The sequence below is a fragment of the Paenibacillus nuruki genome (assembly GCF_001721045.1).
Lineage (GTDB): Bacteria > Bacillota > Bacilli > Paenibacillales > Paenibacillaceae > Saccharibacillus > Saccharibacillus nuruki.
This window is the reverse complement of record NZ_MDER01000107.1, coordinates 20,015-36,125: the sequence shown is the minus strand read 5'-3', so window position 1 is coordinate 36,125 and position 16,111 is coordinate 20,015. Positions and strand designations below refer to the sequence as shown.

The window sequence follows — 16,111 nt, the reverse complement described above, 5'->3', positions numbered from 1 at the left end:
ACGTGGTTCTGGTTATATTGTCGTGTCTTATTTTTGTGATCACATTAACATTCGTGATCTGGCAACCACGGAATCTGTCGATTGGTTGGTCTGCTTGTGGAGGTGCAGCACTTGCGCTTCTATTGGGTGTGGTGAGTTTTCATGATGTCTGGGATGTTACCCTGATCGTCTGGAATGCTACACTGGCTTTTGTTGGGATTATATTGATCTCGCTGATTTTGGATCGAGTAGGGTTATTTGAATGGGCAGCACTGCATGTCGCTCATATCTCCCGTGGTAACGGTGTACGGATGTTTATCTATGTAGGTATTCTGGGCGCTATTGTATCTGGACTATTTGCTAATGATGGAGCAGCACTGATCTTAACACCGATCGTTTTGGCGATGGTGCGTGCACTCAATCTGGATGAACGTAAAGTGTTTCCTTTTATTATTGCAGGCGGGTTTATCGCAGATACGACATCATTACCGCTGGTAGTGAGTAATCTGGTGAATATTGTATCGGCTGATTATTTTGGGATTACATTTATGCAATATGCAGGGCATATGATTGTGCCTAATTTATTCGCACTGATTGCCAGTATCGGTGTATTGTATCTTTATTTCCGCAAAAGTATTCCTCGTACGTTTGAAAGTACTCATTTAAAACCACCTATGGATGCTATTAAAGATGTACGGATGTTTCGCTTATCCTGGATCGTGCTGATTGTATTATTAATTGGCTACTTTGTGAGTGAATTTTTGAATATTCCGGTATCGATTGTTGCAGGTGTTATTGTGATTATTTTCTTAATTCTGGCACGCAAAAGTCCAATTGTTCCTGTCAAAGAAGTACTTAGAAATGCTCCGTGGTCGATTGTCTTTTTCTCTATCGGCATGTATGTCGTAGTCTATGGATTACGTAATGCAGGCTTAACAGATCTGTTAGCTACCTTAATTCAGAAGATAGCCGACCAAGGTATGTTTGCAGCTACGATCGGTATGGGCTTTATTGCAGCGATTATATCATCAGTGATGAATAATTTACCAACCGTTCTGATCAATGCACTTGCTATCAAAGCAACTGTGACATCAGAACCGATTCGTGAAGCACTGGTGTATGCGAATGTGATTGGTTCCGATCTGGGTCCTAAAATAACGCCGATTGGTTCTCTGGCTACTTTATTATGGTTACATGTTCTGGCAACCAAAGGAATCAAAATCTCATGGGGAACCTATTTTAAAATCGGAATTATTTTGACCATTCCGACATTATTTATTACGTTACTTGGATTATATTTATGGTTATTGGTCGTATAATCATTCATCTGTATGCATGGTTAAGCGTACGATTCCAACAGTACTGTTTCTCACAAAGAAGCGGTACTGTTTTATTATTATTAATATTGTAAACGTTTACAAAATAAAGGCTGTATATGGTGGCATAGATAACAACAGAAGCATATAATAGTCAATGTAGAACAACTATGAGATTTTTAACAATAGGCAAACAGTCGGAGGAATGAAGCGTGAGAATAGAAAAAGACTTTTTGGGTACAAAAGAAGTTCCCGATGAAGCATACTATGGTATTCAGACGATGCGTGCAGTAGAGAATTTCCCTATTACCGGACAACGTCTACATCCTGAATTGATTCGTGCGATGGCGATCGTCAAAAAAGGCGCAGCAATCGCAAATATGGAATTGTCACGTCTATATGCTCCTAAAGGAGAAGCAATGGTACAAGCGGCTGAAGAGATTATTGCCGGACAATGGCAAGATCAATTTATCGTTGATCCGATTCAAGGCGGAGCAGGTACCTCAATTAATATGAATACGAATGAAGTTATTGCTAACCGTGCACTGGAAATTATGGGAAAAGACAAAGGAAGCTATGTCGATATCAGTCCGAATAACCATGTCAATATGGCGCAATCCACCAATGATGCTTTTCCAACAGCGATTCATATTGCTACATTATCCATGATTGAGAAATTGCTGGTAGCGATGCGCGAATTACAGCAATCTTTTCAAGTGAAAGCAGATGAGTTCGATACAGTGATCAAAATGGGACGTACTCATTTACAAGATGCTGTACCGATTCGCTTGGGTCAAGAATTTCAATCTTATGCTCGTGTATTGGGACGGGATATTCGCCGTGTAGAAGCGACCCAAGAAAACTTGCTTCATATCAATATGGGCGCAACCGCTGTTGGAACAGGGCTAAATGCAGATCCACGTTATATCGTACGAGTAGCTGAAATACTGGCTGATATTAGTGGATTCCCTGTGGTTGCATCAGATCATCTCGTCGATGCGACTCAGAATACCGATGCGTATACAGAAGTATCCGCGGCTCTCAAAATCTGTATGATGAATATGTCTAAAGTGGCGAACGATATTCGCTTAATGGCTTCAGGCCCCTATGCAGGATTAGGCGAATTGGTATTACCTGCTCGTCAACCGGGTTCTTCCATTATGCCGGGTAAAGTTAATCCAGTAATGTGTGAAGTCGTTAACCAGATTGCTTTTCAAGTGATTGGTAATGATCATACAATCTGTCTAGCTTCAGAAGCAGGGCAATTGGAATTGAATGTTATGGAACCGGTATTGGTCTATAATTTATTGCAGTCTTTAGAAATTATGAAGCAAGGATTTACCGTTTTCCGTCTTCATTGTATTGATGGGATTCAAGCCAATGTGGATCGTTGCCGTGAGTATGTAGAACGCAGTGTAGGCATGATTACAGCCCTCAATCCGCATCTAGGTTATGAAGTGGTATCTCGTATTGCTCGTGAAGCGATTCAGACAGGTAAGCCTGTACGTGAGCTTTGCTTGCTGTATAACGTACTGACCGAAGAAGAACTGAATATTATTCTAGATCCATATCAAATGACAGAGCCGGGTATTGCTGGTGAACAGTTGTTGCACAAAGAATAATAGAATAATTATAGTCGTATAAAATAAATAAGCGATGCCTTTTCTCTACAGACAGAGAGGCATCGCTTATTTATGTAGAAGAACTGGAAAAGGGTTGAGCAATATGAGAAGGAATCAATAACCCCAATGTACTCATTTCTTGCAATATACAACTCACATGGTAATTGTAAATAATCTGCTGAGAAGAGGTATCCAGTGGCAGTTGAGCCATCAGATGACTGTGATGTTGCTCGGGCAGATCCCAATGATGATGAGTGGGTAATTCATCGGTGAGCAGACGAATCATTCGCATATGAGAGTACGTATTGTGATAGACATCAATTTCTTGCTCCAGATGCTCTAACATTTGTTGCTTATTCTTTTTGAGATGAAATTCAGAAGCATAGGTCTCATATGCTTTTTCCAAATTAGCCATATCTTTTTTGAGTGGACTAATATGAATAGTTCCACCTTCACACAGCAATTCATGAGCGAGCTTGGTGAGGTGCTTACGCAATACACTACGCATCTGCTCCATCGACCGTTCATGATCTGGCGGGAAAACGAGATAATTAACCAGTACAGCGACACTAATCCCGATCAATGTATCTGCGACACGGTGCATACCATACAGAAAAGGGCTTTCCCCGGGGCGCAAATTCAGCATAATCGCTAGAAAAACAATACTAGCAATCGAGATCGATTTGTTCCATTTGAGCAAATTACAAATATAGATCACAATCACGATACCAATTGCAGAATAGACGGCACTATGCGGATCGATCCATGCAAAAACAAAGCCAATTGCCGCACCCACCAGTGTACCCATCATTCGGTTTTTGCCTACGGTATATGAGTTGGTTACCGAATTTTCCATAGCAATGATAGTTGCAATCACTGCGTAGAAAGGATACTCTAATTGCAGAAGTTGTGAGATAATGATGCAAATAAAAACAGCCAGTGCTGTTTTGAGATTACGCATACCTACTAAAAATTTCATAAGATTTCTGTGATTCCTTCCTAGAAAATAGTGAATCCTGATACATATCTGTAAGGAGGTCGATATTCGTTACCCTATGCTTTAATACCCTTAAATAAGGACGATTAAAAATATATAGTTTACTAACTGAGTGGAGGAATATAATGATGATTACCAAAAAGAAAATAATACAATTCTCTCTTATCTGTACAGCTTGTGCTGGGATACTGGTGAGTGTAAGCCCATTATCTTTACCTGCTACTACACAAGTGGTAAGTGCCGCCAGTAGCAAAGCCGATCAGAGTACAGATGTCACTTCCAAATTACAGCTAGTGGGTCAGCCTTTTTCTACACCTGCATATGCTCGTAATGTATGGGATATGCAAGTATTTGATGGCAAAATTTATTTGGGTCATGGCAATAGTAGCAATGCTGAGCCTTCACCTAATGCAGGGCCGATCCCTATTGTCTATTATAATCCTCAAACCAGTCAATTTGTAACGGAAAAAGTCACATACACCGATCCAAAAACAGGCAAACAAAGCACAGAAGATGCAACAAGTGAAGAACAGATCGATACCTTCAAAATTTTGAAAGGCAAACTCTATATTCCGGGTAACGATTCCAAAAGTGAACAGTGGAGCTTCGGTAATTTCTACAAGCTAGATGGCGGTCAATGGAACAAATATCGTAATTTGCCAGACGGTATCCATGTATACGATATGGCTTATTATCATGGGAAATTGCTAGCGGCGATCGGTACAGATACCGCACCCAAAGTACTGATTTCAGACGATAATGGAGAGAATTGGAAAGAACTCGCCCAGATCAAAGGATTAGGCACAAGAGCGTATAAGTTTTTTGAATTTAAAGGAACATTATATGCAGCTGCTATCTTAATGCCTAATAACAATATCTGGGGAGATCAGACCCATCTTCTTGCGATTGACAAAAAATTTAATGTAACACAACAACAAGTATCCGGCACCAATTTGTTGCCCGGTATGACCTATGTACAGACAGCTGGCAAAACACCCTATATGAAAATGGGCAAAACGGTCGTATTTAGAAAGCAACTTGCTTATATTGTAGGCGATGTATACAATGACGCTCAATTAGCGCCTAAAGCGTTAATCGTCACTAAAAATATTGCAGACCCTGCACGTACAGTGACATTCCCTGATACCCATGCATTGCCTACTGATATTATCACACGTCCTAATAAAACGTATGTGCTTACGTATACAAAGCAAGCAGACGGTTCGTATATCAACCGTGTCTATATGACAAAGAATCTAACCAAATGGACACAAATCTTGCAATTCAATCAAGATACGTATGCGAAGTCATTTGAAGAACTAGACGGTGATTTCTATTTCGGACTGGGAACAGACACCAAGCCTGTATCCGAATCGGCAGGTAAGATTTTGAAAGTGAAAGCTTCTGATCTTAAAGGAAAGTCTTAATCGGATCAAAGATTGAAAGTAACCGATGTGAGTGTTAAACTTACATCGGTTTTTGCTATACACATTAAAATAATATCGTGTATCATTTCACACAATTTAATTTATAGAATGGTATTTGCAAACATATGTACAATGTGTTATATTAGTTGAGTACTCAATAGTTGACGGGTCAATTAATAAGAAGTGATTGAATTGAGAACATGCTATATACTAGCAGTTCTGGATAAAAGGGTTGGTTTTGGACAAGGAGGGACGCTGTGCTTCATTCATCGTCTGAAGATATTTTTAACCAGTTGCAAGGGCTGCATCGTCAGATCAGTAGCGTATTTGAACGTTGTGCTGGCATAAGTGCGTCGCGCCTACAATTGTTGCATCAGCTTTATCAAGTGGAAGAGATCAGTCAGACTTCTTTGCAAAAAACACTGGGTATTGATAGTGCAGCTGTCACTCGACATTTAAAGCAATTGGAAATATCGGGAATGGTGACACGTCGCATGAGTCCTGAAGACAATCGTTTTACACTCGTGCAATTGACTGAAGAAGGTCGGCAGAAAATTCTAGCCTACACCAAAGAAAAAGAACAATTTCTTGGAGATATGCTACAGAATTTTGAAGAGAAAGAACAAGAGCAATTATTGGATATGTTGCGTCGTCTCAATCAAAATATGAGTGAGATGTAACGATTAAATTGATATTTCAACTTACATTTAAAGGAGTTTTCCCAATGAATACTGTAAACCAAATTACAAAAACAAATGATTTTAACAAAATTGCTTTAGAGCGTCGTTCAATTAAAAAATACGATCCAACTGTAAAAATCAGCCGTGAAGAAATGACTGAAATTTTGGCTGAAGCAACACGCGCACCATCTTCAATCAACTTACAACCTTGGCGTTTCCTTGTTATCGAAAGTGACGAAGCCAAAGCTACATTGTTGCCACTTGCTATGTTTAACCAACGTCAAGTAGAAACAGCTGCTGCGGTTGTTGCTATTTTCGGTGATCTTCGTCATGAAGAAAATGCTGATGAAATCTTTAATGCTGCTGTAGAAGCGGGTCATATGCCTGCTGACGTAAGAGATCAACAACTTCCGTTTGCTAAAGCTTATTATGAAAATATTTCTGATGCTGCACGTAAAGATATCGCATTGATCGATAGCGGTCTTGTAGCAATGCAATTGATGTTGGTTGCTCGTGCTCATGGTTATGACACGAATGCAATCGGTGGATATGACAAAACTAAAATTGCTGAAGCATTTGGTATGGAAAAAGATCGTTATGTACCTGTAATGTTGTTGTCTATGGGTAAAGCAGACAGCGAAGGTCACGGTTCAGGTCGTCTTCCTGTAGAAAAAGTAGCCGAGTGGAAATAATCATCTACAACGTAGATGTGATCATATAAATAACAAAAACAGCAAAAAAACCTCCTTGCACAGTATTCGTGTTTAGGAGGTTTTTTGCTGTTTTGGAATCAGAGATAGTTAGTTTTTGATTTTTACCGCTAACATACCTAAATATTCTTTGATCGCTGTAGCCGTCGAGGACATAGCGCTTGCTGATGGATAGAATTTGCTGAAATACATCGACGAAGGCTGACTTACCCAGTAATCGGTTGGGAAAGGTTGAACGGTCAAGCCTACACGCTTGAACTGCATGACAGAGCGTGGAAGATGAAATCCAGAGGTGACCAATATTGGATGAGATAATCCTTTTTCTTTTAAAATCACAGCCGTATTGTTAGCATTCTGCGCTGTATTAAGCGAGCGATTTTCAACCATAAGCTTACTTTCCTCTACACCCATGCCCAAAAGCTGGCGTTTCGCAATATCAGCTTCATTTCCACTATCTGAGAAGACCTGTCCACCCGAAAATAAAATCGGCAAACCTGTAATTCGGTGAAGACGTGCAGCTGTGATCAGACGGTTACCTGCCGAACCATACATATTACCTGTACCATCAATATCAGGTGTACCTTTAGAAGCTCCGGCACCAAGCACTACAATAACATCACCTTGAAGTTCAGCTACCGTAGGTTGTGGATACTGACGTTCTAGACTACCAATCAGTAGATTACTAACAATGCTAATCGAAGATATGTAGAGTAATAGTGTAATTGCTAACAGAACCATAGCTACGTTAAATTGACTTCGCCACAACCAGATTGTCATACCAAAAAGTAAAACAATAAAAAGTCCGGGAGGGAGTACAAAACTATACAAAAATTTGATAATGTAAATCAAAACCGATCAACCGCCTTCTTTATTGCGCAACAGAGACACAATCCATTGGAATCAACTTAGAACATTAGATGTATTGTAACACGGTTATATCGATCATAAAACAAGCGTAATAAATAAAGACAGCTCAAGTGTATACTGATCCTAAAGATCGGGTATGCTTGGCTGTCTTTAATTGATTTATACATCAACCTTTTGATCGGCTTCATTAGAAGTGGAGAGTTCTAGCTCAGGCCACTGAATATGATGCTTGGTATGGCTGAGCTTTTCATAACATAGAACCGAACCTTTTTGAAATAATCGAGTTAATATATGCATCAAAAAGCTAATATCAATCACAAATAATAATAAGCTACATAACGCACGCCAGACTGTATGAATATCAGGCAACACGATCAGATCACTCAAAATGTTGTTAAGCCCGAGAAATACCCAATACAATAACCCATAACGAATCGTTAAAGCTAGCAAAGATACTCTGGAGTGATCAGGATGTGTGCTAGTGACATAGATACGAACAATCCATTTACCTACCGTAATCCCATGCGTCCAATAAGGAATCAGAATGTAATAGATACCACTCGATATCCAGAAAGGAATAGGAATATCATTCAAAGTAAGCAAAATCATCAATAAATACCAGATAACTAGGTCAATCATAAAAGCCACAGCACGACGCGTATAAGACACACGTTTACTGGCACGATCAATATGGCGATCCAGATGTTCAATACGAGGGAGCCGCTTCGCAATCCATTCGGCAATCAAGAATCCAAGGATACCACCAAGTGTATTACAAAGTAGATCATCAATATCAAATATCCGGTAAGCATGATCATAGATACCATAGATTCCTGTGAGTTGGGTCGTCTCAAACCAGAGCGATAACATAAACGATAATATCAATCCACTTAGCCAGCGAACTCTAAAATAATAGCGTAAAAACATTCCAAACGGCACTGTCAGTAAAATATTAAATACCACTTGTAAAAAAGCTCTCTCGACAAACATATGCCAGTACGTAGATGGATGCCTAAAGGAAACCGACGTTTCTTTCAAAAAGTCATATACAAATTGCAATGGCAATAATTGTAGATCACCATTCGCTAAAGCTGGATTATGACGAGAAGAAGGTAACGGTAGAATCACTAGAAAAAAGGCATTCATCAGATACAGTAACAGCAAATACAGCGTGATCGCACGTACTTTGTGAATGTAGCCATACTTGCGATACTGCACGATTAGAAAAGGCAAAGTGAACAAAGCTGCTACAAATGGAAAAGCAATAAAAGCATAGGCGATAGGGAATAGATAAGATTGATACATTGGTTGGACACCTGCCAGCAAGTAAATTGTATTTTTAGTCTAATGTATCTTTTGTTCATATTCCATTCTGTTTAGTGAGCAGATTTGCGGAACTTAAAGATAGACCATACAATCAGAAAAGCTAAGAAGATCAAGCAAGCACCAATGCTGATTCGATTATTCGCATCAAATACAAACAATATCGCAATGACTGCCAGACACAGAGTAGTGATTCCTGTGATATAAGGATATCCCCAGATACGGAATGTTGGCTCAATCGGATAGACTTTTCTTAATTTTAACTGAGCAAGACAGATACTAATCCAGACTAACAACACCACAAATCCAGGAACAGCAAGTAAAATACCAAATACTTGATCTTGAGCGACATAAGCAAGCATGGCTCCACCCAAAAGAACAACCGCACATAAAATCAAACTGTTGATCGGTACTCCTTTAGACGATGTTTTGGCAAGTGCTTTGGGTGCTTCATTATTTGTAGCTAGTGAATGTAACATCCGAGTTGCTCCATAGATTCCGGAGTTCGCAGCAGACAATACAGCAGTAATTAGAATAAAGTTCATAATATGAGCTGCACCTTGCAGTCCTGTCGAAGATAATACTTGTACAAATGGACTGGTCTGATCACTAAGTTGATTCCATGGAATCAGTCCACAGATGATTAGAATCGGTAAGGTATAAAATAAAACAACACGCAAAATAAAGCTTTTCACCACTTTAGGCAATATTTTATCAGCATTTTCTGTTTCTGTTAACGTAAGTCCGATCAGTTCAGATCCACCATACGAGAACATGACGACCAGAAGAGCAGATATAATCGCTGTCCAACCATTAGGGAAAAATCCGCCATGAGCAGTAAAATTGCTCAAGTAAGGTGTAGGATCGCTAGGAATAATACCGAATAACAGTAGACCTCCTAGAGCGATAAATACAATAATCATGCCTATTTTGATACCAGCAAGCCAGAATTCGACTTCACCTAGATTGCCGACACTCATCGTATTAATTAATAAAATAAATACAGCACTTGCTAGACTAAGTATCCATAGAGGGACATCCGGCATCCAGTACTGAAGAAAGCTACCCGCAGCAATGACTTCGATTACGCAGACCGATAACCACATAAAGCAGTACAACCAGCCTACAATAAAAGATAATCGTTCGCCAAAAGCCTGACGAATAAAGTCTTTCATATTCATATTAGGATAAACAGTAGCCATCTCTGCGATCGCACCCATGACCACTAATAGTAATATTCCTGCAAAAATATAGGTGAAAATAACGCCCGGTCCTGCTAACCCTATCGTTTCAGAACTCCCTTTAAAAATCCCTGTTCCGATTACGCCACCCATAGCCATAAATGTAATATGACGTGGACGTAATTTTTTCTGTAATGATGCTTCTTCTTTGACGTTCAACGTTCCAATCCTCCTCCATAAATACACACACTCTATATATATCGTTCGTTCAGACTATCTATATTACACCAGAATGTAAGCATGAGAAATGAATTTAATATGCAGTTGCTAACTCGGTAGCTAGTAACATCGATTTGACTCTATCTAGATAGACAAAAAAAGAGGAAACAGAATAATTCTGCTTCCTCTTTTTTATTATTTTTGAAGTACACTTGCCAGTACATCGTCGATGATTTGACCGTTAGCGATCGCACCGGTGTACAACCAGCTTGAATCTGCACTGAAATCATAGACATGACCTTTTTTGACTGCCGGAATATTTTGCCATACCGCAGGGCTAGTGATTTCTTCTTTGGATTGTTCGGTACTGTTAATCAAAAATAAATAATCAGCATCCAGATCAGTTAATTTCTCTAACGAAATGGCTTGCCAGTTTGCTTCACCTGATTTGGAAATTTCCTCTACAACCGCAGGAGCTTTTAAGCCCAGATCGTTATAAAGTACATCTCCACTGGATAAGTTACGACTTACCACATAGATATTTTTGCCTGTCACCCATAACGCAGCCGCTGATTCGTTACCAATCTGTTGTTGCAGTTGGTCTTTTGCTGTTTTGGCTTTGGCTTCATAATCCACTAACACTTTTTTGGCTTCATTGCTTTTGCCAAGTACATCACCTATAGTGAGCAATTCTTCTCGCCAATCGTTATTTTGCTTTTTGCCAACTACATAAGTCGGTGCAATCTGATTGTATTGAGCATATTTGTCGCCAGCTACCATTTCAGCGCTATCCATCAAGATCAGATCAGGATTAGTATTCAGTACCGCTTCATAAGGAAGAGTGGAATCGATAGGAGGAACGTTAGCTAATTGTTTTTGCAAATAACCTTGTGTATTTCCTTCACCGATTGCCCATTGTGCAACAGGTGTTACTCCCAAAGCCACTAAAGGATCTTCCAAATATGAAGCCAAGACACGCTGTGGATTTGCAGGTACTTTGACTACATTTCCTACTGCATCGGTTAATGTACGCTCTGTAGGAATCGATTCTGTGGTTGCTGTATTTTCAGTACTTGTTGCAGGTGCTGGTGTAGATGTGCTTGAAGAACAAGCACTTAATAAAAGTCCCACGCTTAATAATAAAATAAGGGTTGCCAAGTAAGTATGCTTACGATTCATGTGTATATTCCCTCCACCAAGTTGTTGAAAATGATTATCATCCTCATCGCTAGTATAGCTTTAAATGTATACCATCACAACGAAAAATAAAGAGATTTGCAACATTTTCTTAGAAATATAACGTCAACCTAGGATTAGATCGGAAAATATCCTGTTTTTCTTACTAATTGTTGACCTTGCTCGGACAAGATCCAATTTAAAAAAGGTTGAATATTAGGATTCGTTGTATCCGTTGAATCTTTTGCTGTACGATCCGAAGCTGTAATCGCATAAAAAGGAGTAATAATAGGATAACTTTCATTACGAATTGATGCTTCATCTGGGTATACGCCATCTACAGCGAGCAGACGGATATCAGCGTTAGCATTCATTTGGGTGGCAAAATAGTGAAAAGAATATCCAATCGCATTTTTGTAATTTCGATAATCAGCAGTCTGTTCCATAATTCCACCCATACCTGATGCTACATCGTCTACAATTGGAGTCATCGGTGATTGATCACCCATCCAGCGCCGTAACATCGCTTGACTACCACTATCTTCAGGACGTTGAAAAGCACGAATCGGATCATTATTGCCTCCAACTTGTTGCCAATTGGTGATTTCACCTGTATAGATTTGCTTGATCTGTGCAGAAGTTAAGCTATGTACCGGATTATTTTTATGTACAAAAAATACAAAAGCTTCGCGTCCGATCGGTTGCATATTTAATTGTAATCCTTTAGCTTGAGCTAATTTTTCTTGTTCTTTTGATGGAGCTGCGGCAAAGATCATATCTACACGATGATGAATTAACTGTTTGTACGCTTGACCTGTTCCTGTCATTCGAACACTACTTTTTTTATCATTAGGCTTATAATCGTTAGCTGGATAGACAGCTCTGACAAAAGCAGAATAAAGTGGATACAGAGCAGTTGCACCATCTAATACAGGTAATTGATCCTGAGCAGATAGCGTATAGGTTGAAGGTTTATCTAATGTGACCACTTTAGTATGATCAGCAAAAGGGCGATAATCATCGACATTGACATCCTGTTCACTCACAATTAAATGTTGATCATACGCACGATGAATATGATAACCGACAGCTGTTAGTACAAATAAACCAAGACTGATTTTGATAGCTAATGGAAAAAAGCGATGACGAGCAATCGACTGAATATTGCTCAAAATCACTGCAATGATCATCGCACCTGCTAGGACAAAAATAAACGGAATATAAAAAGGCTGTGAATTGCTGAATAAAGCAACAACAATCAATCCTACAAAAGCTAAAAATAAAATCGCCAGAATCGCTCCAAAGCTTGCAAATAAATGATCTGCTTTGTCTTCTTTCAACACAAATCCTCCTTTAACGTAGCTTGCTCTTCTATTCTAGAATCTAGGATTGTACAGCATGATGTGCAGGCAACTCTGGAAAATCATTGATCTCTAACATAATAGGGCAATGATCACTACCCATAATCTGATGATCAATTGAAGCATCGATAAGATAAGGAGCAAGACGTTCAGAAGCTAGAAAATAATCGATCCGCCAGCCGATATTACGTTCACGTACTTTGGACATGTATGACCACCAGCTATACACATCGGTCGTATCCGGATAGAAATAACGGAATGTATCCATAAAGCCTGCATTCAATAATTCGGTCATTTTACCGCGTTCTTCGGTCGTAAAGCCTGAATTGCCATGATTGGACTTGGCATTTTTGACATCAATATCGAGATGAGCGACATTCAGATCACCACAGATAATAACCGGCTTAAGCTGATCCAATTGCTGAACATAGTGTCGGAACCGATTTTCCCATTCTAAGCGATACGGTAGGCGTGTCAGATCACGCTTGGCATTAGGCGTATACACATTAACCAGATAAAAATTCTGAAATTCCAGTGTGATCATACGACCTTCTTCTTCAACATTTTCTTCTATACCGTAATACACAGATAGAGGCTTCACTTTAGTAAAAATAGCTGTACCGGAGTATCCTTTTTTGACCGCATAATTCCAGTATTGATGATAACGATCTCCATGATCCATTTCAATCTGTCCCGCTTGTAATTTAGACTCTTGAATACAGAAAATATCAGCATTCATAAGGTCGAAATACTCGTTAAATCCTTTTTTAACTGCTGCACGCAGTCCATTTACATTCCAAGATATTAATTTCATAAGTAAGTTATTCTCCTTTGTCAGACTTTTCATAGTGTACCATAACCAGTTATGATAAGAATCTAGCCTTACCAACACCAAAGGAGCTTATTATGAAAGTATGCTTATTAATCCACTTGCTAACTACATATTCTAAAATACATCTTATTGGCTTTTCAACAGGATCATTAATAGCAGCTCATTTGGCTGTTAAATATCCAGATCGCATCTGTTCTTTAACGATGCTGTCTACACCTGTTTTCCCGCTCAATCCACAGCAGATTATTCGTACATTATATCGCTGGCCTATGGTGAAAGCTTATATTCGCAATTTCTTTGTTGTGCCTTCCAAAGCGACACGCGAATTTTACCGGATTGTTCATGAATCATTCGCTATTTATCCTCAGATCAAAATCCCTGCACTAATTGTACAGGGGGATGCTGATCATTTAGTCAAACCCAAAAGCGCTGCTTATCTAGCCCAACATCTAGGCACCTCTGATACGCAATTGGTGATTGTACCAGATAGTGGACATTTGGTCTGTTATGCAGCACATAAACATATAGGTTTTACAGCTATTCACAATTGGATCAACACTTACTCTATTCCTCAGGTAGATGAATAGAACACTTCTGAATGTTTGCTGCTAGACCGCCTACTTGTACGCTTTCGATCGATCCTTGAGTATTCAATTGTAGTGTCGCTAGCAGGCGGGAAGGTAAATTCATCGTATACCCTTGTTCAAAAATAAACGGTGCAGTAGTTGTGACTGGAATAGAGTTATGCTGATAGAGATAGCATATTAATGCTCCTGTAGAAGTACCTGTAGCACTTTCTTCTGGAATATCGTACAGTGGAGCAAAGTTACGACATTGTGCAATAGCATCACCCGTTGTATCCAGTGTAAATAAGTGATAACCGACAACATCATACTTTTGTGAAATGTTTTTGATCTGCTCCAAATTAGGCTCTATGCGTTGTAACGTAGCTAACGAACGAATAGGGATCATCAGATCTCGCAATCCTGTAGATACGATCTGAACAGGTAAATCTACACTTAATTCAGATACAGAAATCCCTAACGAATCTGCAATCTCATGAGGGTCGATTTCGATATCAAATTGAGGTAATGTCTGTGTTAAAAATACATAATGATCATCTTGAATATGTACGTCCAATCGTCCTGCTAACGTCTCAATCTCATATTTGCCAGGGCGAATATGTTGCTGATTCACCATCAAATAAAAACTAGCAATCGTAGCATGACCACATAGATCCACTTCATGATTCGGTGTAAAATAACGAATGTGATAATCAGAAACTGTAGAAGGCAGGATAAAAGCAGTCTCTGAAAAGCCTAACTGGTGCGCAATATGCTGCATTTGTGCGGTCGATAAATGATTAGCATCCAGCACAACACCCGCAGGATTACCGCCTTGTTCTTGATAGGAAAAAGCATTTAAAGTATACACTTCAATATCCATTCTTAATCCCCTTTCTCAATATACGAAAGTATATCATGAGTCAAAAGTGATTCAAGAAAAGATTTTGACTGTAATAAGGTAATAGCAGAAGTTCAGAACAATGTATTTTATATTGTTTGCGTTGATCTTTTTAGCAATTAAATTGCTATTCACAAAAATATATGCTAGAATCCTACCGATGCTTTAATACAGCTTAGTCCCACTCCTTTAGTGCGTTACATTCTCCGTTTGGAGCGTGTATATTCGATTCAGGCGGATCAACGTCTCTCGGATGGACAGCCCGGCATATGGAACCGGTCAGAAAATCAAAGTGGAGGTTATCTCAAAAGATGAAAAAATTACCCGCTCTTCTTATATCTTGTGCATGTTTGTTCGGTACAGCTACGGTGGCTACGCCAGCCCATGCATTGATGCTGACACAAGGTATGCAAAATGAACAAGTAAGTCAGGTACAGGAGCAACTGGCTTCACGCGGATATTTTCATGTTGGCGTTACTGGTTATTACGGTCAAATTACCAGCAAAGCCGTTAAAAATTTTCAAAGAGATCATGGATTAACAGCAGACGGAGTTGTAGGCCCTGCAACCATGAAAAGGCTTAACCCGTCAGGCAAAGTCAACAATCACTCATTGAATATGTTAGCTAAAATTATTTATGCCGAAGCTCGTGGAGAATCATTCCGTGGACAAGTGGCTGTAGGCGCAGTCGTGTTGAATCGTGTGCAATCAAATCAATTCCCTAATTCGATCTCTGCTGTTATTTTACAACCCGGACAATTTACAGCAGTGCAAGATGGACAATACGGAATGAGACCGAATCAGAGAGCTTATGATGCAGCAAGACAAGCATTGAATGGTGTCGATCCAACGAACGGATCACTTTACTATTACAATCCTAAGATTGCAACGTCTAGCTGGAGTATTGCCCGTCCTAAAGTGATTTCTTTAGGTCAACATACATTTACGAACTAATCCA

The 16,111-nt window shown here is 39.4% G+C and carries 15 protein-coding genes; 7 read left to right on the top strand and 8 right to left on the bottom strand.

All coding sequences use genetic code 11. From position 1 onward, the window contains the following. The first annotated feature begins 2 nt into the window (after positions 1-2). Both PTI45_RS23405 and aspA read left to right on the top strand, forming a co-directional pair. Positions 3-1,298, top strand: coding sequence for an arsenic transporter (locus tag PTI45_RS23405; protein WP_069330001.1), 1,296 nt, complete (start codon positions 3-5; stop codon positions 1,296-1,298). A 209-nt stretch (positions 1,299-1,507) separates the two neighbouring features. Further along, entirely contained in the window at positions 1,508-2,917 is a 1,410-nt protein-coding gene (aspA, locus tag PTI45_RS23400; RefSeq protein ID WP_069330000.1) for an aspartate ammonia-lyase, read from the top strand. Positions 2,918-2,987: 70 nt separating this feature from the next. Here aspA and PTI45_RS23395 read toward each other — a convergent pair whose 3' ends face one another. Then, positions 2,988-3,896 carry an FUSC family protein gene (locus PTI45_RS23395; protein ID WP_069329999.1) on the bottom strand — a complete coding sequence of 303 codons (909 nt, stop codon included), beginning with the start codon at positions 3,894-3,896 and terminating at the stop codon, positions 2,988-2,990. Between the two features lie 143 nt (positions 3,897-4,039). Between PTI45_RS23395 and PTI45_RS23390 the strand changes: the two genes are divergently transcribed. The 3 genes from PTI45_RS23390 to PTI45_RS23380 all read left to right on the top strand — a co-directional run bounded on the left by PTI45_RS23390 (position 4,040) and on the right by PTI45_RS23380 (position 6,713). Next, a complete protein-coding gene (locus PTI45_RS23390) occupies positions 4,040-5,341 on the top strand; it encodes a hypothetical protein (protein ID WP_069329998.1) in 1,302 nt (433 codons plus the stop codon). A 257-nt stretch (positions 5,342-5,598) separates the two neighbouring features. After that, positions 5,599-6,021 (top strand): MarR family winged helix-turn-helix transcriptional regulator, encoded by a 423-nt coding sequence (locus tag PTI45_RS23385; RefSeq protein ID WP_069329997.1) that lies wholly within the window; start codon positions 5,599-5,601, stop codon positions 6,019-6,021. A 44-nt stretch (positions 6,022-6,065) separates the two neighbouring features. Next, a complete protein-coding gene (locus tag PTI45_RS23380) occupies positions 6,066-6,713 on the top strand; it encodes a nitroreductase family protein (protein ID WP_069329996.1) in 648 nt (215 codons plus the stop codon). Between the two features lie 108 nt (positions 6,714-6,821). Here the strand turns inward: PTI45_RS23380 and PTI45_RS23375 are convergent, their stop codons facing one another. The 6 genes from PTI45_RS23375 to PTI45_RS23350 all read right to left on the bottom strand — a co-directional run bounded on the left by PTI45_RS23375 (position 6,822) and on the right by PTI45_RS23350 (position 13,672). Next, positions 6,822-7,580, bottom strand: coding sequence for a YdcF family protein (locus PTI45_RS23375; protein ID WP_069329995.1), 759 nt, complete (start codon positions 7,578-7,580; stop codon positions 6,822-6,824). A gap of 177 nt (positions 7,581-7,757) precedes the next feature. Then, positions 7,758-8,903, bottom strand: coding sequence for a VanZ family protein (locus tag PTI45_RS23370; protein ID WP_069329994.1), 1,146 nt, complete (start codon positions 8,901-8,903; stop codon positions 7,758-7,760). 71 nt (positions 8,904-8,974) lie between these two features. Further along, complete coding sequence (locus PTI45_RS23365) at positions 8,975-10,321, bottom strand: amino acid permease (protein ID WP_069329993.1); 1,347 nt, start codon at positions 10,319-10,321, stop codon at positions 8,975-8,977. Positions 10,322-10,516: 195 nt separating this feature from the next. Further along, positions 10,517-11,500 carry an ABC transporter substrate-binding protein gene (locus PTI45_RS23360; protein WP_069329992.1) on the bottom strand — a complete coding sequence of 328 codons (984 nt, stop codon included), beginning with the start codon at positions 11,498-11,500 and terminating at the stop codon, positions 10,517-10,519. 134 nt (positions 11,501-11,634) lie between these two features. Beyond that, a complete protein-coding gene (locus PTI45_RS23355) occupies positions 11,635-12,837 on the bottom strand; it encodes a PstS family phosphate ABC transporter substrate-binding protein (RefSeq protein WP_083243704.1) in 1,203 nt (400 codons plus the stop codon). Between the two features lie 43 nt (positions 12,838-12,880). Next, entirely contained in the window at positions 12,881-13,672 is a 792-nt protein-coding gene (locus PTI45_RS23350) for an exodeoxyribonuclease III (protein WP_069329990.1), read from the bottom strand. 92 nt (positions 13,673-13,764) lie between these two features. Here PTI45_RS23350 and PTI45_RS23345 point away from each other — a divergent pair, with 92 nt between their 5' ends. Beyond that, positions 13,765-14,277 (top strand): alpha/beta hydrolase, encoded by a 513-nt coding sequence (locus tag PTI45_RS23345; protein WP_069329989.1) that lies wholly within the window; start codon positions 13,765-13,767, stop codon positions 14,275-14,277. Here PTI45_RS23345 and PTI45_RS23340 read toward each other — a convergent pair. Continuing rightward, complete coding sequence (locus tag PTI45_RS23340) at positions 14,255-15,136, bottom strand: PhzF family phenazine biosynthesis protein (RefSeq protein WP_069329988.1); 882 nt, start codon at positions 15,134-15,136, stop codon at positions 14,255-14,257. The two genes, PTI45_RS23345 and PTI45_RS23340, sit on opposite strands and share 23 nt — an antisense overlap. Positions 15,137-15,465: 329 nt before the next feature. Between PTI45_RS23340 and PTI45_RS23335 the strand changes: the two genes are divergently transcribed. Next, positions 15,466-16,107: a cell wall hydrolase gene (locus tag PTI45_RS23335; protein WP_069329987.1), complete on the top strand. Its 642-nt coding sequence runs from the start codon at positions 15,466-15,468 to the stop codon at positions 16,105-16,107. Positions 16,108-16,111 lie beyond the last annotated feature (4 nt).